Origin of the sequence: Caballeronia fortuita (assembly GCF_001544835.2) — a bacterium.
In the GTDB taxonomy this organism is placed as follows: Bacteria; Pseudomonadota; Gammaproteobacteria; order Burkholderiales; family Burkholderiaceae; genus Caballeronia; species Caballeronia fortuita.
This window is the reverse complement of sequence record NZ_FCNX02000008.1, coordinates 326,425-343,014: the sequence shown is the minus strand read 5'-3', so window position 1 is coordinate 343,014 and position 16,590 is coordinate 326,425. Positions and strand designations below refer to the sequence as shown.

At 66.0% G+C, this 16,590-nt stretch carries 14 protein-coding genes; 6 read left to right on the top strand and 8 right to left on the bottom strand.

Going from position 1 to position 16,590, the window contains the following annotated elements:
* Positions 1-140 precede the first annotated feature (140 nt).
* Both AWB77_RS17785 and gluQRS read left to right on the top strand, forming a co-directional pair.
* Complete coding sequence (locus AWB77_RS17785) at positions 141-1,004, top strand: sulfurtransferase (protein WP_061135793.1); 864 nt, start codon at positions 141-143, stop codon at positions 1,002-1,004.
* Positions 1,004-1,885 (top strand): tRNA glutamyl-Q(34) synthetase GluQRS, encoded by an 882-nt coding sequence (gene gluQRS / locus AWB77_RS17780; RefSeq protein ID WP_061135738.1) that lies wholly within the window; start codon positions 1,004-1,006, stop codon positions 1,883-1,885. Before AWB77_RS17785 ends, gluQRS begins: the two co-directional genes overlap by 1 nt.
* 39 nt (positions 1,886-1,924) lie before the next feature.
* Here the strand turns inward: gluQRS and AWB77_RS17775 are convergent, their stop codons facing one another.
* From AWB77_RS17775 to purT, 4 genes are all read right to left on the bottom strand, one after another.
* Positions 1,925-3,418: a DEAD/DEAH box helicase gene (locus tag AWB77_RS17775; protein WP_061135737.1), complete on the bottom strand. Its 1,494-nt coding sequence runs from the start codon at positions 3,416-3,418 to the stop codon at positions 1,925-1,927.
* A gap of 440 nt (positions 3,419-3,858) precedes the next feature.
* Positions 3,859-4,215, bottom strand: a complete 357-nt coding sequence (locus tag AWB77_RS17765) for an MliC family protein (RefSeq protein ID WP_061135735.1) — start codon at positions 4,213-4,215, stop codon at positions 3,859-3,861.
* A 37-nt stretch (positions 4,216-4,252) separates the two neighbouring features.
* Positions 4,253-4,408 carry a DUF6726 family protein gene (locus tag AWB77_RS35845; protein WP_341844981.1) on the bottom strand — a complete coding sequence of 52 codons (156 nt, stop codon included), beginning with the start codon at positions 4,406-4,408 and terminating at the stop codon, positions 4,253-4,255.
* Between the two features lie 45 nt (positions 4,409-4,453).
* Positions 4,454-5,686, bottom strand: coding sequence for a formate-dependent phosphoribosylglycinamide formyltransferase (gene purT, locus AWB77_RS17760; protein ID WP_061135734.1), 1,233 nt, complete (start codon positions 5,684-5,686; stop codon positions 4,454-4,456).
* Between the two features lie 264 nt (positions 5,687-5,950).
* Here purT and AWB77_RS17755 point away from each other — a divergent pair, with 264 nt between their 5' ends.
* Positions 5,951-6,535 carry an META domain-containing protein gene (locus AWB77_RS17755; RefSeq protein WP_061135733.1) on the top strand — a complete coding sequence of 195 codons (585 nt, stop codon included), beginning with the start codon at positions 5,951-5,953 and terminating at the stop codon, positions 6,533-6,535.
* 150 nt (positions 6,536-6,685) lie between these two features.
* Entirely contained in the window at positions 6,686-10,204 is a 3,519-nt protein-coding gene (locus AWB77_RS37560; RefSeq protein ID WP_445343885.1) for a DNA translocase FtsK, read from the top strand.
* 39 nt (positions 10,205-10,243) lie between these two features.
* Here the strand turns inward: AWB77_RS37560 and AWB77_RS17745 are convergent, their stop codons facing one another.
* From AWB77_RS17745 to AWB77_RS17735, 3 genes are all read right to left on the bottom strand, one after another.
* Entirely contained in the window at positions 10,244-11,287 is a 1,044-nt protein-coding gene (locus AWB77_RS17745; RefSeq protein WP_244158564.1) for a CorA family divalent cation transporter, read from the bottom strand.
* 85 nt (positions 11,288-11,372) lie between these two features.
* Positions 11,373-11,936, bottom strand: a complete 564-nt coding sequence (locus AWB77_RS17740) for an antimicrobial peptide resistance and lipid A acylation PagP (RefSeq protein ID WP_061135730.1) — start codon at positions 11,934-11,936, stop codon at positions 11,373-11,375.
* 68 nt (positions 11,937-12,004) lie between these two features.
* Complete coding sequence (locus AWB77_RS17735) at positions 12,005-13,330, bottom strand: lactonase family protein (protein ID WP_061135729.1); 1,326 nt, start codon at positions 13,328-13,330, stop codon at positions 12,005-12,007.
* 190 nt (positions 13,331-13,520) lie between these two features.
* Here AWB77_RS17735 and AWB77_RS34455 point away from each other — a divergent pair, with 190 nt between their 5' ends.
* The gene (locus AWB77_RS34455) at positions 13,521-13,673 is read left to right on the top strand and encodes a DUF3096 domain-containing protein (RefSeq protein ID WP_074168899.1); all 153 of its coding nucleotides are present in this window, start codon (positions 13,521-13,523) and stop codon (positions 13,671-13,673) included.
* Between the two features lie 135 nt (positions 13,674-13,808).
* Here the strand turns inward: AWB77_RS34455 and AWB77_RS17730 are convergent, their stop codons facing one another.
* The gene (locus AWB77_RS17730) at positions 13,809-14,057 is read right to left on the bottom strand and encodes a hypothetical protein (protein ID WP_061135728.1); all 249 of its coding nucleotides are present in this window, start codon (positions 14,055-14,057) and stop codon (positions 13,809-13,811) included.
* A 395-nt stretch (positions 14,058-14,452) separates the two neighbouring features.
* Between AWB77_RS17730 and AWB77_RS17725 the strand changes: the two genes are divergently transcribed.
* A complete protein-coding gene (locus tag AWB77_RS17725) occupies positions 14,453-16,327 on the top strand; it encodes a glycoside hydrolase family 15 protein (RefSeq protein ID WP_061135727.1) in 1,875 nt (624 codons plus the stop codon).
* Positions 16,328-16,590: the final 263 nt, after the last annotated feature.

The window sequence follows — 16,590 nt, the reverse complement described above, 5'->3', positions numbered from 1 at the left end:
ATTGCGCGTGCGCAAGGCTTGGCGACGCGCCCGCAGCAATCCGGCGAAGATGCGCGCCGTTTGCGGGATAATACGTGTTTCGCGCGCGTCTTTCGTCCGCACTTTTTACCCGTTACAGCCGTTTTGCGCAGCATCCGATCATGAGCATCCTGAATCTCTCCGCCTACAAATTCGTCACCATCGAGGACGGCCCCGCGTGGCGGCCGCTCGTCACCGAACGCTGCAACGCGCTCGGTCTCAAGGGCACGATTCTGCTCGCGCCGGAGGGCATCAATCTGTTCATCGCCGGGCCGGTCGCAGAAGTGCGCGAATTCATCGATTACATGCGCACGGACGCGCTCTTCGGCGGCCGTTTCGCCGACTTGCAGTTCAAGGAAAGCCTGTCCGCGAAGCAGCCGTTTCGCCGCATGCTGGTGAAGCTCAAGCGCGAAATCATCACGATGAAAAAGCCCGCGATCAGGCCGGAACTCGGCCGCGCGCCGTCCGTCGACGCGCCCACGCTGAAAGCCTGGCTCGACCGCGGCCACGACGACGAAGGCCGCCCCGTCGTCATGCTCGACACGCGCAACGCGTTCGAAGTCGATGTCGGCACGTTCGATAACGCGCTCGATTACCGCATCACGAAATTCAGCGAGTTTCCGGAAGTGATCGAACAGAATCGCGCGGATCTGGACGGCAAGACGATCGTGTCGTTCTGCACCGGCGGCATTCGCTGCGAAAAGGCCGCGATTCACATGAAGGAAGTGGGCATCGAGCATGTCTATCAGCTCGAAGGCGGCATCCTGAAGTATTTCGAGGAAGTGGGCGGCGCGCATTACAACGGCGAATGTTTCGTGTTCGATTACCGCACCGCGCTCGATCCGAACCTGCAGCCGACCGCGACGGCGCAATGTTTCGGCTGCCGCGCGGTGGTGCCGGTCGAAGATCAGCAGTCGCCGTTCTACAAGCCGGGCGAGACATGCCCGGCCTGCCATCCCGACGCGAAGGCCGGCGCCGCCGCCTAATGACTCATCGGGCGACTTATCGGGGACGATTCGCGCCCTCGCCCACCGGCCCGCTGCATGCGGGCTCGCTCGTCAGCGCGCTCGCGAGTTTTCTGGATGCGCGCGCGCATCGCGGACGCTGGATCGTGCGTATCGAAGATATCGACGCGCCGCGCACCGTTCCCGGCGCCGCCGACGACATTCTCGCGACGCTCGCGCACTTCGGCATGCATTCCGATGAGCCGCCGGTGTGGCAAAGCGAGCGTGGCGACGCTTATCAGGCCGCGTTCGAACGTCTTCAGGCGACGAGCCTCATCTATCCGTGCGGCTGCACGCGGCGCGAAATCGCGGATTCGCTCGTCGACGCGCACGCGCGCCACGCGACGCTCGCCTATCCGGGCACGTGCCGCAACGGCCTGCACGGCAAGCCCGCGCGCGCGTGGCGGCTGCGCGTGCCGGACGGCGCGGCGGCGGTCGTCGCGTTCGACGATCGCTGGCAAGGCACGCAATCGCAGAATCTCGCCACGGAAGTCGGCGATTTCGCGCTGAAGCGCGCGGACGGCCTATGGGCCTACCAACTCGCGGTCGTCGTCGACGATGCCGACGCCGGCATCACGCACGTCGTGCGCGGCGCCGACCTGCTCGATTCGACCGCGCGGCAGATCTATCTTCAGCAATGCCTCGACGCGCCGACGCCGGCTTATTTGCACGTGCCCGTCGTAAATAACGGCATCGGCGAAAAGCTGAGCAAGCAGACGGGTGCCGCGCCGCTCGACCGGAACGCGCCGCTCGGCGCGCTCATCGAAGCTGCGCGTCATCTTGACATCGAAGTCGCTGCCAATGATCTCGACGCGTTCTACAGCATTGCGACGGCCGAATGGGCCAGACGCTTCGCGCGCTAGACGCAAAAAAGGCAGCCCGATGAGCTGCCTTTTTTTTCTTCAGGACGACTTGCGCGGCATTCCCAAACCGCCGAGCAAGGCCGCGAGCGGCTGCTTCGGCGCGCTCTTGCGCTCGGGTTCGACCGTTTCCTCCTGACGCTTCATCGCCGAGGGAGACGGCTCGTACGGTTTCAGGAAAAACTCGTCGACAGGCTGCTGGCGGCCGCGCGGACGATCATGCGTGCCCGTCGTGCGGCGGCGCGAACCGGATTCGTCGCGCGAGGCATGGCGATGCTCGCCGCGCTCCGGTCTGCCGAAACGCTCGTCGCGGCGCGGCGCGGAACCGCTGGAACCGTCGCGGCGTGCGCGCGTCGTCACTTCGAGCGGCTCGACATCGAGCGGACGCTTGATGAGCTTCTCGATATCGGCGAGTTGCTTGCGCTCGTTCGCGCTGCACAGCGACAGCGCATCGCCCGACGCGCCCGCACGCCCCGTCCGGCCGATACGGTGCACGTAGTCTTCGGCGTTGAACGGCAGATCGAAGTTGATGACCGCCGGCAGTTCGGCGATATCGAGACCGCGCGCCGCGACGTCGGTGGCGACGAGCGCTTCGATCTCGCCGCGCTTGAACGCGTCGAGCGCCTGCATGCGCTCGCTTTGCGAACGGTCGCCGTGAATCGCCGTTGCGACGATGCCGTCCTTCTCCAGCACGCGCGCGAGGCGGCTCGCGCCGATCTTGCTGTTGCAGAACACGATGACCTGCTTCAGTTCGCGCTCGCGGATGATCTGCGCGACCGCGCCGGATTTGTCGCTCTCATGCACTTCGTAGACGATCTGGCGCACGTTGGCGTTGGTCGAATTGCTGCGCGCGACTTCGATCGTCTGCGGATTGCGCAGATAAGTGGCCGCGAGCTTCTTGATTTCCGGCGAAAACGTCGCCGAAAAAAGCAGCGTCTGGCGCTCCTTCGGCAGTAGATTCAGGATGCGTTGCAGATCGGGCAGAAAGCCCATGTCCAGCATGCGGTCGGCTTCGTCGAGCACGAGCATCTGCACCTGGCCGAGGTTCACGGTTTTCTGCTGCACGTGATCGAGCAGACGGCCCGGCGTCGCGATCAGGATTTCGACGCCGCGGCGCAGCGCGTCGGACTGCGGGTTCATGTCGACGCCGCCGAACACGACGGTGCTGCGCAGCGGCGTGTGCTTCGAATAGGTCTGTACGTTGGCGGCGACCTGATCGGCGAGTTCGCGCGTCGGCGTAAGCATCAGCGCACGCACCGGATGGCGTGCGGGCGAGGCGCTCGTGTTCGCGTTCGGCAACAGGCGCTGGATGATCGGCAGCGAGAAGCTGGCGGTCTTGCCGGTGCCGGTCTGCGCGGCCCCCATGACGTCGCGGCCCGCGAGGACGACGGGAATCGCCTGCGCCTGGATCGGCGTGGGCGTGGTGTAGCCGGACTCGCGCACCGCTTTCAGGATGTCGGCGGACAAACCGAACTGGTCGAACGTCGGCGCAGCGGCCTGTGCGGTGGACGTGTTCGTGGCGGCGGAATCGGACATGGTGACTATATTGGCTTTCGCTAAAGTGCCGCGGGAGGCGGCGCGCGTAAAAAATCGGTCGGGTCGTTCGGTCGATCGTCGCGACCGGTTGCTTACGCGGATGGTTTCGTTGGCGCACGCGGCGCATCGGTCAGGCGCACAGTGCGCGCTTGACAGGGCGGCCGGTCGATCGGTCGACGGGCATCGCCCGCCCGCGCCCTGATGGAACACGGCTTCGATGACGCCTTCAAGGCACGCGGCATCGCCTGGTCTGCCGAAGCGGCGGCGCAATTCGGCGCGGCCTGCCGTTCGACCCGGCATCGGACGGCGATGCCGCAAAATTCGGGATCCGGTCCGGCCGCGATTCTCACAGCCGGAAAGCCGCACATTGTAGCACCGCACGCCGAAGCGCCCCGGCGACACGAAAGCGCGCCCGGACGACTTTCCAGCATGCCGCGCGCCTACTTCTTGCGGGCCGCGCAATCCGCGAGCAGCGGCGGCGCCTCCTTCGCGGCCATCTCGTCGTACAGATTGGCCTGCGGACCCTTGGTCCACCAGGTGTATTGATCGGCAACGTACTTCGCGCCCGAGCCGGCGATCACGTTGACGAACAGCAGCTTGCGCCCGTCGACGGTCAGCGCCGCGAAGCTCTGATGGTTGCGCGTATTCGTGTACTGCACGGACACGCTCTTGCCGTCCTTGCAGTCGTAACGGGTCGTCTGCGTCGACGCGGTCTGGATTTGCGGCACCGTGAGCGGCATCGCGTGAGCGGCCTCGGCGGCGAAAGCCGCGAGCATGAGTGCGAGCAGTTTCTTCATGGTTCGTTTCACGTGTGTTCGATGCGCGATGCGGCGTTCAGGGATCGATGACGTCCGCGCATGCGTCAGTCGGCGCAGCCGCGACGTGGCCGACCACCGGCACGATCTTCAGACCCGCCGACGCGATCCGGCACGGCGCCGCCGCAAGTCCGCAGCCGAACAGTCCCAGCGACATCGCGACGAGCACAGCCATCAGTTTCCAGTTCACTGCGTTGCTCCTTCGGCTACGCGACGCCGGTCATCTGGCCGAAACCGGCCTGACTTTCGACGCCGCGAGCTTCGCGCGCTCGCGTGCTTCGTCCGTATCGGCGCCCGTCGCGAGCGCGACGCCCATGCGGCGCTTCACGAAACTCTCGGGCTTGCCGAACAGCCGCAAATCGGCGCCGGGCACAGCGAGCGCCTCGGCGACGCCTTCGAACGCGATACCGGCCTCATCCAGCCCGCCGTAGATCACAGCCGACGCGCCGGGCGCGCGCAAGGCGGTATCGACAGGCAAGCCGAGAATCGCGCGCGCGTGCAGCTCGAATTCGGAGAAGCGCTGCGTCGCGAGCGTGACGAGGCCGGTGTCGTGCGGACGCGGGCTCACTTCGGAGAACCAGACGTCGTTGCCGCGCACGAACAGCTCGACACCGAAGAGGCCGCGGCCGCCGAGCGCCGTCACGACCTTCGCGGCGACATCGCGCGATTTCGCGAGCGCGGCGGGGCTCATCGCCTGCGGCTGCCACGATTCGACGTAGTCGCCCGCGACCTGCACATGGCCGATCGGATCGCAGAAATAGGTCTGCGTTGCGCCGCTTGCCGGGTCCGCCGCGCGCACGGTGAGTTGCGTAATTTCGTATTCGAAGTCGATGAAGCCCTCGACGATGACGCGCCCGTGGTTCACGCGCCCGCCCGCCATCGCGTGATTCCATGCCGGCTCGATGTCGGTGTCGCGCTTGAGCACCGACTGCCCTTTGCCCGACGACGACATCACCGGCTTCACGACGCACGGAAAACCGATCGCCGCGATCGCCGCCTTCATCTCGTCGAGCGACTGCGCGAACGCGTAAGGCGAAGTCGGCAAGCCCAGTTCCTCGGCGGCGAGGCGCCGGATGCCTTCGCGATTCATCGTGAGTTGCGTGGCGCGCGCCGTCGGAATGACGGTCGAAACGCCGGCCGCTTCGATATCGGCGAGGGCATCGGTCGCGATCGCCTCGATTTCCGGCACGATCAGATGCGGCGCTTCCTTCTCGACGAGCGCGCGCAGCGCGGCGGCGTCCGTCATGTCGATCACGTGCGCGCGATGCGCGACCTGATGACCGGGCGCATTCGCATAGCGGTCGACCGCAGTCACTTCGACGCCCAGCCGCTGCAACGCGATGATCACTTCCTTGCCGAGTTCGCCCGCGCCGAGCAGCATCACGCGCGTGGCGTCGGGGGAAAGCGGCGTGCCGATGCGCGTCGCGCCAGCGCGGAGTGGGTCGGTCTGCATGAGTGCTCCAGAATCGATTCGGATGACGAGGCCAATGAAGTTCAAAGCAAGCGCAAAGCAAACGCAAAGCGGCTGAATTGGGCGGGATGCTAACACGCAGCGCCGGGCGCAACACTTTGCCATCCGGTCTATTGACAGCGTCGTCGCGAGCGGCATCCGCACGCGAATTCGCGCCCGCGCCGATCATTTTGTTGCATACGGGTGCTAGACAAAGTGTAGGACGCGTGCGATACCCTTACGGTTTCGCCAGCTTCAGGATCATCGATGCCCACGCCCTTTCATCGCGCGCCCGCGTCTCGTGCGCCGCGCTCATCGTCAAATCTCCTGTCGCGAAACAAAGCGCGTTCGCTGGCCTGGTGCGCGTGCGCGCTCGTGGTCGCAAGCGTCGTCGCGGGCTGCGCGATGCCCAGGCACACCGATGCGAGCGCCCCGCCCACCAATCCGTACAATCCCGCCGCCACGCAACTGCTCGACGACACGCGCTGGGAGCTTTCGAGCTGGACCGATGCGAGCGGCCAGCCGCGCGCCGTGCCGCACGCGGGCGAGAACAACGCGCAACCGCTCACGCTCGATTTATCGACCGCGAGCGGACGTCGGCAGGCGAGCGGCTTCTCGGGCTGCAACCGCTTCTCCGGCGCATACGACCTGAAGGACGGCAAGCTCACGCTCGGCCCGCTCGCCGGCACGCGCATGGCGTGTACGTCAGGCGCGGGCGCGGCGCTCGAGCGGCCTTATCTCGACGCGCTCGCGCACATTGCGAAGAGCGGCGTCCAGATGAATCCGCCGCAAGCGCTGCAACTGACGCTCGACGACGGTCAGGTGCTTACCTTCGCGCCGCGCACGAAGTGATGTGTTGCGTAGTTGCGGCATGCGCGTCGTCGGCACGCGCCAGCCGTTAAACTGCTCGATCGAACGGTCCGGCCAGCACGCACGATCGCGCGCGGCCGGGCAGCGGTCTCATCCGTTTCACCCAACATTGATTCAATCTCAAGCATGCACATGGTAGTTCTCGGCTGGTTCGGTGCATCGGTCGTCTGGTTCCTTCCGCTCGCCTGGCGCATCGTCAGGCAGGCGCTTCCAGGTAGCGCAGGCGTGCGCGGCCCCGGCACGATCCGCCTCTGGCTCGGCTTCATCGCCGTGCTGATCGCGAGCAGCACGCTCGAGGGCGCGCTCGTCAACGCGCTCGAAACGCAGTTGAACATCAATCGCTGCGGACGCGCGCTCGCCGCGCTCCTGAGCGGGCCGGCGCATCTGGCCGGCGCGGGCGCGATCGCGGCGGTCGTCCTCGCGATCTTTCTGCCCTGGCTCATCGAGTTCAGCTGGCGTTCGGTGCTCGCCTGGGCCGACGACGCCTTCGGCTTCGGCCTGCCGCAAAGCTGGGTCACGCCGCGCGAGCGCGACAGCGAACCGCGCCAAAGCTCGCCCCGCCGCGACATTGCGCACGACAAGTCCAGCAACTGGTTCGGACGCCGCGCCCGCGAGCGAGCCGCGCGCGATACGCAGGAACGCGCGCATCGCAACGACCGTTTCGATGCGCCGCAGCCGCGCACGTCGAGCGACGAGCCGACGCTCGGCCTGCCGGCCGCGCCGCGCAGCACGCGCTATCAGCGGCCGACGCCGTGGCGTCCGCCAGCGACGGGCAGGAGCGCCGCGAGCCGCACCGTGGCGGCCGCCGCGAGCGCCGTCGCCACCGCCGAAGCGTATGCAAAACGTCCCGCGTTCGAGGCAGCGGGCGTCGCGCGTCCGGTGACGCAGAGCGAGCCGGTCGCGCCTTCGGGCTGGCTGAAGTCACCGGCGTCGTCGGGCCATCGGGAGGCGCGCGCGCCGTTCGCGCCGCGTGAGCCGTCCGCGTTCGAGCCGTCGGGATCGGGTTTGCGCGCGTCCGTCGCCGCCGACAAGCCGCGCGCGCCTGCGCCCGCGCCGCGCATGGACCGTCCGCGCGCCCCGGTGACGTCGATGCCCGCACAGCGATCGTCGGTCACGGCGAGCATGTCGACGTCCGTGGCGGCGCGCACGCCGCCGTCATCGCCGGCACTGCACGCGCCGCAGGGTTTCCGGCGCGCGCCCGCGCGTCCGGCGCCGGCCGCCGCGACGCGCAACTTCGCCTCCGCGCCGCTCGCCGCGCCCGCGTTTTCGCGTCCGTCCGCGCCGCCGGGACCGCCGCCCGCGCCCGAAGCGATTCAGGCGACGCTGCGCTCCATCGAGGAAAAAACTGCGATGTGGACGTCGCTGGCCGGCGCGAGTCTCGCTCGCGGCCATGTCGCGATGACGCGCGCTGTGCAACCCGAAGTTCTGCCGAAGGCGGAAACAACGGAAACCACGGAAACACTGGAGCGCGCGACGAGCGTCGAGCGCATCGTCGAAACGACGCCTGACGTGACGTCAGCCGTGAAAGCGCAGGAAACCAGCACTCGCATCGACGCGCATGTGATCGCGGCCGCGCCCATCGAGCCGCCGCCGCTCCTTGATCCGCGTGCGGTCGAACCGCCGGTCGCGGAGATTGCAGAGATCGCGGAGATCGAACCGGAGCCGCAGAAGCAAGACGAAGTCGAAGAGATCGCCGTGCCGGGAACGCCGCGGATCGAATTGCCGTCCGAGCCGCCGCTGCCGCGTGCGAACGTTCCGGCCGAACGCGCGCCCGTGGCCCGAACGCCGGAGCCGGAGCTCGAGCCGGAACCCGAGGACGACCTGCGCGATCTGGCGCAGACGCCCCCATGGCTCGACGCCCCCGATTCCGCCGATGTCCACGGCGAGCCCCCTGCCCCATCGCTGCTGCGCGTGGCCGACGAGCCCGACGAAATGCCGGCGGAGGACGAAGAACCGCCGAGCATCGAACGCCAGGTCGCGGGCGACGAATTCGCGTCGCCGTCGAACATCGTGCGCTTTCCCGGCGTCGCGCTCGCGCCGTCAGCCCCGCTAGCACCGCCCGCGTCGTCCGCTCCCTCCGCGCCGCCGCCCTCCCCGCCCGAACCGCGCCCGCCCGTGCGCGGCTCCACGCCGACGGAATTCGAATTCCACGCGCCGCACGCATCGTCGGTGGAATTGCCGACGCTCGATCTGCTCGAACCGGCCTCCGGCGAAGTCGAGCCTGTATCGGAAGAGCGTCTGAACGAAACTGGCCAGTTGATCGAGCAGCGTCTTCAGGAATTCAAGGTACCGGTGACGGTCGTCGGCGCGTCGGCGGGTCCGGTCATCACGCGTTTCGAGGTCGAGCCGGCGCTCGGCGTGCGCGGCAGCCAGATCGTCGGGCTGATGAAGGATCTGTCGCGCGGACTCGGCCTCACGTCGATCCGCGTCGTCGAGACGATTCCCGGCAAGACCTGCATGGGCCTCGAATTGCCGAATACGAAGCGCCAGATGATCCGCCTGTCCGAGATTCTCGAAGACGACGTGTACAGCGCGTCGAAGTCGAATCTGACCATCGCGATGGGCAAGGATATCGTCGGCAATCCGGTCGTCACCGATCTCGCAAAGGCGCCGCACATGCTCGTCGCGGGCACGACCGGTTCGGGCAAGTCGGTCGCGATCAACGCGATGATCCTCTCGCTGCTTTACAAGGCCAAGCCCGAGGACGTGCGTCTCATCATGATCGATCCGAAGATGCTGGAGCTTTCGGTCTACGAAGGCATTCCGCATCTGCTCGCGCCGGTCGTCACGGACATGAAGCTCGCGTCGAACGCGCTCAACTGGTGCGTCGGCGAGATGGAAAAGCGCTACCGTTTGATGTCGGCGGTCGGCGTGCGCAATCTGCAAGGCTTCAACCAGAAGATCCGCAACACCGAAGCCGCGGGCAAGAAGCTGACGAACCCGTTCTCGCTCACGCCCGACGCGCCCGAGCCGCTGTCGACGCTGCCGCTGATCGTCGTCGTCATCGACGAACTGGCGGATCTGATGATGGTCGCCGGCAAGCAGATCGAGCAGTTGATCGCGCGTCTCGCGCAGAAGGCGCGCGCGGCCGGCATCCATCTGATTCTCGCGACGCAGCGACCTTCGGTGGACGTCATCACCGGCCTCATCAAGGCGAACATTCCGACGCGCGTGGCGTTCCAGGTATCGTCGAAGATCGATTCGCGCACGATTCTGGATCAGATGGGCGCGGAATCGCTGCTCGGCGCGGGCGACATGTTGTTCCTGCCGCCCGGCACCGGTTATCCGCAGCGAGTGCACGGCGCGTTCGTCGCGGACGACGAAGTGCATCGCGTCGTCGAGCATCTGAAGCAGTTCGGCGAGCCGGAATACGAAGAAGGCATTCTCTCCGGTCCGACCGGCGAGAGCGGCGGCACGCAGGACATGTTCGGCGACACGCCCGATGCCGAAGCCGATCCGCTCTACGACGAAGCCGTCGCGTTCGTCGTGCGCACGCGGCGCGCGTCGATTTCGTCGGTGCAGCGGCAATTGCGCATCGGCTATAACCGCGCGGCGCGGCTCGTCGAGCAGATGGAAGCGGCCGGCCTCGTCTCCGCGATGAGCAACAACGGCAACCGCGAAGTGCTCGCGCCGCCGGGTCCGGCGGAATAAGCGGCGGAGTAAGCGGCGGAGTACGTCGCGCAGTGCGCGCTACCAGAGCCGCAGGCGGCGCAGCAGAAAGATGGTGATGGCGGCGCAGCCTGTCATCACGCCGACGACGATCCAGAACGATGCCGGATCCTTCGTGCCCGGCAATCCCGCGACGTTCATGCCGAAGATGCCCGTGACGAGCGTCGCGGGCAGCAGCAACGCGGACATGATCGCGAGCCACAGCAGCTTGCGGTTGATGTCCTCCGAAAGCGCCGCGGCAATCTCGTCCTGCAACAGCTTCGCGCGCTCGTAGAGTCCTTCCAGGCCGCCGCCCAGCCCGTTCAACACCTGAATCGCCTGCACGAGCGCTTCCATCGAGCGCGGCTCGGCCCATTCGAGGCGGCGCAGGACGAGCTGCGTCAACGCGTTGCGCTCGGGATCGATGAAACGCCGCACTTCCACCAGACGCCGCCGCACGTCGCCTAGCACGGCGCGGCACCGCACGTGGCCGCCTTCGAGCACGCTTTCCTCGACATCGTCGAGACAATCGCCAATTTCATCGATACGGTCCGCGAACGTGTCGTTCAGCGCGCGGATCAGGCCCGCGAAGAGATCGACGGTATCGCGGAAGGTCGTGCCTTCGAGCACGGCGTGGCGCAGCCGGTCGGTCGATTGCAGCGGCCGCGCGCGCACCGTGATCATGCGATGCCGGTCGACGTAGAAGCGCAGCGCGCCGGTTGCGCGATTCGCCTCGCGCGCGCCGGGCGCGGCGGCATCGGGCGTCTTGGCGACGAGTTCAAGGTCCGCGACGACGCCGTACATGAAGTTCGATCCGATGTGCACGCGCGGCCGCTTGTCCTCGCCGTTCAGGAACTCGCGCGCGACATCGGGCATCGACGTGACGCCTTCGAGCCAGCCTTCGACGGTGTCGTCGTTCGCGGATAGATGCAGCCACGTCGGGCCGTCGCCCGCGACGGACGCGCGCGCTTCGTCCCAGCCGAGCCGCAGCGCTTCGCCACCCGCGAAGCTAAACGCGGTGATGAATCCCGGCGGCGCCGGTTCGCTGCGGCTGGCAGGCCGTTCGGATGTTTGAGTCGTGTTCAAGCTTGCATTCCCCGCCATTACCTTTCGTTTTCCTCAGTAAACCTTTCAGTTCGATGCGAAAACGCACGCATCGCAAATCATGCTACTAGAACTCGTAGCGGCCCCAGAAGAACGCGACATCGCCGTCGTTCAGACCGGGAATGCGCGGGATGATCGTCGCCATGATCGATGCGCGCCGGTAGCGAATCGAGCCGATCGGCAGCGCGAGCGGCAACGGCAGATAATGCGCGACGTCGCTGCGCGCCGTGAAGCCGACGAAGAATCCGCCGCCCGCCTGCAGGCCGCCTAGCACGGACTTTGTGTACCACTGGCGCGCGTAGCCGCCGATCGGCTCGAAGTTGTGATGCGAATCGGAGAAGGCGAACGCAAACAGGATGTCCTCGTTGCCGTTCGCATCGGTCCAGTGCTTGCCCGCGCCGCCGCCATACGACCACGGGTTCAGTTCGCTGCGATTGTCGAAGCCGTCGATATGCCAGCCGTAGCCGGTCACGTAGAGATCCCACGTGCCGTCGTGCGCGACGCGCATCACGCGCTCGCACGCCGACGACATCCAGTCGCGCTTGTAATCGCACGTCTTGCCGTCCGCGTGCGCCGCGAACGGCGCGCACAACATCGAAACCGTGACCGCGTTGACCAGTGTTTTTTTCATCGTCGTCGGACCGTGCCGCCTTGTGGGTCGCGGCGCGCGGGCCGCGCTCGGTCGCGCCGGCCGCCGCGTCAGGAAGGCGACACGAACTTGAAGTCGACCGGCGAGCCGATCGACAGCCGCTTCGGATCGGACGCGAGTTCGCCCGTCTGCGGATCGCGGCGGAAGAAGTATGCGCTGTCGCTTTCCTGATTGCCGACGATGAGCCATCGCCCAGTCGGATCGATCGCGAATTCGCGCGGCGTCTTGCCAAGCGTCGGATAGCGTTTGACGTACTTCAGATGGCCGTTCGCCGGATCGACGGAAAACTGGACAATCTCGTTCGCGTCGCCGCGATTGGTGGCGTAGAGGAAGCGTCCGTCCGGCGACAGATGGATCGCGCCGCCGCCGATCTTGCCGCGAAAGCCGGGCGCGATCATCGACGCGACCTGCGCTTGCGTGAGATTGCCGTCGCGGTAATCGAACACGAATACCGATGCGTTCAGTTCGGTCGTCAGATACGCGTGCTTGCCGCTCGCGTCGAAGATCAGATGGCGCGGCCCGGAGCCGGGCTTGATCGACGTGTAGCGCGCTTCGGTCGGACCGAAGAGGCCGCGGCTGGACGCGGCAGGATCTGGCGTGTATCGATAGGCGAATACCTTGTCGACGCCGAGGTCCTGCGCGAAGAGATATTTGCCATCGGGCGAGAACACGGTCGAGTGGACGTGCGAATTGTCCTGCCGGCCCTTCACCGGCCCGCCGCCTTCGTGGTGCACGGTCAGCACCGAGCCGCCGATATGGCCGTCGGATGAAAGCGGAAAGACAGCGAAGCTGCCGCCCGGATTCGACGCGACCGAATAATTGGCGGTGAGCAGGTACTTGCCATCGGGCGAGATCGCGAGATAGCACGGATCGTTGCCCTCCGACGAAACGCGGTTGAGAAAGCTCAACTGGCCGCTCGCGCGATCGAAGCGAAAGGCGCTCACGCCGCCGCGCTGTGTCGCGGGGCCGTTGTCGCCGGGCAATTCGTTCACCGCATACACGTAATTCCGGTCGCGGCTCACGACGAGATACGACGGATTGACCGTCTGCGCCGACGCGATGCGCGAGAGTTCGCCGCTGCCCGTATCGAAGCGATAAACGTAGATGCCTTCGCTTTTGCCGCCGCCCGTGTAGGTGCCGATGAGCAGATCGTAGACATCGCCGCTCGTGTTGCCCGTCGTCATCGGGCCGCTCGCGGCGGCCGGCGTGTCGGGCGTACCGGACGTCGTGGCGGTCTGCGCAAAGCTCTGCGCCGCCGCCAGCGACAGCATCAGCGCGATGCCCTTCGCCCACGCGATGCGCCGCATGCGCAGCGGGCGCGCGTCTTGCAATATGGACACGAGCGAATTCGCGCCGCGGGGATGGCTCGGGTGCATGAAACCTCCTCTTCGTTTCTTCGATGCGTGCTGACGTTGTCGATGTTTGTTATCGGGAGCGACGCGCGAATTCGCCGACATCGCAAGGCCCAAGGATGTGCGGGAGCAAATTCCGCTCCAAAGGAACAACGCGCCCCGCGCCACGCAAGGCCTGCCGACACGATTCGAACCAACAACAGGAGTTGCCGCGATGACCATTCACTTAAGCCTCGGCCCGCTCGTCTCCCTGATCGCCGGGATCCTCATTCTCATCATGCCGCGCCTGCTGAACTTCATCGTCGCGATCTATCTGATCGTGATCGGGCTGATCGGCCTGTTCGGGATGGGATCGGCCCATTTCTGACGGGCGCGCGAGCGCCGCGCGACTGTCGGTTGTGACGCCGATTCGCTTCGCGGGTTCCGTGGATCATCGGATATGAAAACGCACGCGCAACGGGCCGTTCCGTGCGCGTGCGCAAAGTGTCACGGCCGGATCGTGTCAGCCGTTCGCAAGTTGATCGAGACGCAGGCGCCCCTGCAAGGACAGCGCGCCGACGCAAACGCCGCCCGCGCCGAAGGTGTAGCGGTTGAAGCAGCCGCGTTCCGTGAGGAAGGCGGCGGCGGTTTCCATCGCGTTGCGCGACAGGCCGAGGTGTTTGTGATCGAGCGCGAGCAGCATTTCCTCGTCCGAGACGCGGCTCGCGGCGGAGAGTACTGCAATGCAGTCGGCTTTCGACGGATAGAGCATGGGCTTCCGGTTCCTCGTAAACACTGCGTTGGAGGCCGGACGGCACATCACGCGAAATGTCTGCAAGACCCGCGCGCCGCGCCACCGGGAACAGACTGAAAGACAAGTGAAAGAAAACGAAGTTCAACGTGTGAAACGTCATTCTAAACATCAGTCGAATCGTTTTTCAACGGCGGTTAGCCCTTAACCTTGGGTCGTTCGTCAGGGAAAACGGCCCGGTTTTCTGCTTGCTGCGAACGATTGCGGCAGAATGCGGCCAGAAAGCATGCGTGGCGTCCCATTGCGTTTTGTCGATGACGCCGCGCTTCGCTCGGGGCGCGCGGCGTCCCGATACTTTGCTCAACCCGCGGCGCGCATCGATCCGGACCGCGCCGCCAGCAGGAAGATGTTCGCTTATGCCAGCACTGATCGAAGACTATGCGATGGTCGGCGACGGCCACACCGCGGCGCTCATTTCCCGCGACGGATCCGTCGACTGGCTCTGTTGGCCGCGCTTCGACTCCGGCGCGTGCTTTGCCGCGCTGCTCGGCACGCCCGAGCACGGCCGATGGCTCATTGCGCCGGACATGCCCGACGGCCAATCGCCCATCGTCACGCGCCGTTATCGCGACGACACACTGGTCCTCGAAACGGATTTCGAAACGCCGCACGGCGCGGTGACCATCGTCGATTTCATGCCGCTGCGCAATGGGCATTCGGAACTGGTTCGCATCGTGATCGGACGTCGCGGGACGGTGCGCATGAAGATGGAACTCGTGCTGCGCTTCGATTACGGCTCGGCCGTGCCGTGGGTCAGCCGCCTTCCCGACGACAGCGGCATCCGCGCGATCGCCGGGCCGGATCTCGCGGTGCTGCGCACGCCTGTCGATCTCGTGGGTGAGAACATGCACACGACGGCCAGCTTCGATATCAGCGCGGGCGAGCGCGTGCCCTTCTCGCTGTGCTATTCGCAGTCGCATCTGCGCCTGCCGCACGCATCCGATCCGCACACGCAACTCGCGCGCACCGAAAACCACTGGCGCGAATGGTCCGGGCAAAGCGAGCTGAAGGGCCGCTATGCGAGCGCGATACGCCGCTCGCTCATCACGCTCAAGGCGCTCGCATACGAACCGACGGGCGGCATCGTCGCGGCGCCGACTACGTCGCTGCCGGAGCAGCTCGGCGGCACGCGCAACTGGGACTATCGATACTGCTGGCTGCGCGACGCCACCATCACCCTGCTCGCGATGATGCGCGGCGGCTACTACGACGAAGCGCGCGCGTGGCGCGCATGGCTCGGCCGCGTGATGGCCGGGTCGCCCGCGCAGATCCAGATCATGTACGGCATCGCGGGCGAGCGGCGTCTCCCCGAATGGGAGATTCCGTGGCTGCCGGGCTACGAAGGCGCGGCGCCGGTGCGTATCGGCAATGGCGCGGTCGACCAGTTGCAGCTCGACGTCTACGGCGAAGTGATGAACGCGCTGCACCTCGCGCGCGTCGGCGGCCTGCAGAGCGACGAGACCGCGTGGTCGATCCAGTGCGCCATGCTGCAGCACCTCGACACGATCTGGGAGGAACCCGACGAAGGCATCTGGGAAGTGCGTGGCGGCAAGCAGCATTTCACCTTCTCGAAGGTGATGGCGTGGGTCGCGTACGACCGCGCGATCAAGTCGGCGGAGAAGTTCGAACTGCCTGGCCCGATCGACCATTGGCGCGCAATGCGCTCGCGCATCCGCGCAGAAGTGCTGAAGAAGAGCTGGAACCCGGCGCTGAACTCGTTCACGCAGGCCTATGGCAGCGACGCGCTCGATGCGAGCCTGCTGCTCATTCCGTTGCTCGGTTTTTTGCCGCCAAACGATCCGCGAGTGACCGGAACCGTACATGCGATCGAGACCACTTTGACGCACGATGGCCTGGTCAAGCGCTATCACACCGCCGAGGTTGCGGATGGCCTGCCGCCCGGGGAAGGCACGTTTCTGGCTTGTAGCTTCTGGCTGGTCGACAATCTGGCGCTGCAGGGCCGGATCGACGAAGCCCATTCGATGTTCGAGCGCCTGGTCGGCCTCGCCAACGACGTTGGGCTGCTGGCCGAGGAGTACGACACGGTGGCGAAGCGCATGGTCGGGAATTTTCCGCAAGCGTTCACGCACGTGGCGCTCGTGCACACCGGGATGAACCTGATGCGTCACGAGGAAGAAATGGCAAAGGCGACCGGACAGCCTGGCGGCGGTGAAGATCATGCGGACGCCGGCGCGCAGGCCGAGGTCGATGCCGCGACTGGAAAGTCTTAAATCGCTGTTTCGTTTGGCTAAAACGGTGTTTGTACCGTAATATTGGTGCAACGCACAAAACGCAAAATGGGAGAATGTGTTGTTTTCAGGCAGGCAATTTCGACCGATCGGTTGAATTGAATGTTTAATGCGCGGAAAATCTTGCGCTGACTCGAACCCGAGTGTTCGTGAGTCGATAACGTGCAGGAAAGACGCGCTGGCAGCATCGCAGGAAAGACAGTGCCCGGCAGCATGGCGACAGCCCGTCGTGCCGCCGGGGTCAT

What these genes read in the sequence shown, in the direction of transcription:
- AWB77_RS17785 (WP_061135793.1), top strand. Translation starts at nt 141, where the DNA reads ATGAGCATCCTGAATCTCTCCGCCTACAAATTCGTCACCATCGAGGAC.
- AWB77_RS35845 (WP_341844981.1), bottom strand. Translation starts at nt 4,408, where the DNA reads ATGGCTGTGCTCGTCGCGATGTCGCTGGGACTGTTCGGCTGCGGACTT.
- AWB77_RS17775 (WP_061135737.1), bottom strand. Translation starts at nt 3,418, where the DNA reads ATGTCCGATTCCGCCGCCACGAACACGTCCACCGCACAGGCCGCTGCG.
- purT (WP_061135734.1), bottom strand. Translation starts at nt 5,686, where the DNA reads ATGCAGACCGACCCACTCCGCGCTGGCGCGACGCGCATCGGCACGCCG.
- AWB77_RS17735 (WP_061135729.1), bottom strand. Translation starts at nt 13,330, where the DNA reads ATGCACCCGAGCCATCCCCGCGGCGCGAATTCGCTCGTGTCCATATTG.
- AWB77_RS17740 (WP_061135730.1), bottom strand. Translation starts at nt 11,936, where the DNA reads ATGAAAAAAACACTGGTCAACGCGGTCACGGTTTCGATGTTGTGCGCG.
- AWB77_RS17755 (WP_061135733.1), top strand. Translation starts at nt 5,951, where the DNA reads ATGCCCACGCCCTTTCATCGCGCGCCCGCGTCTCGTGCGCCGCGCTCA.
- AWB77_RS34455 (WP_074168899.1), top strand. Translation starts at nt 13,521, where the DNA reads ATGACCATTCACTTAAGCCTCGGCCCGCTCGTCTCCCTGATCGCCGGG.
- AWB77_RS37560 (WP_445343885.1), top strand. Translation starts at nt 6,686, where the DNA reads ATGGTAGTTCTCGGCTGGTTCGGTGCATCGGTCGTCTGGTTCCTTCCG.
- AWB77_RS17730 (WP_061135728.1), bottom strand. Translation starts at nt 14,057, where the DNA reads ATGCTCTATCCGTCGAAAGCCGACTGCATTGCAGTACTCTCCGCCGCG.
- AWB77_RS17725 (WP_061135727.1), top strand. Translation starts at nt 14,453, where the DNA reads ATGCCAGCACTGATCGAAGACTATGCGATGGTCGGCGACGGCCACACC.
- AWB77_RS17765 (WP_061135735.1), bottom strand. Translation starts at nt 4,215, where the DNA reads ATGAAGAAACTGCTCGCACTCATGCTCGCGGCTTTCGCCGCCGAGGCC.
- gluQRS (WP_061135738.1), top strand. Translation starts at nt 1,004, where the DNA reads ATGACTCATCGGGCGACTTATCGGGGACGATTCGCGCCCTCGCCCACC.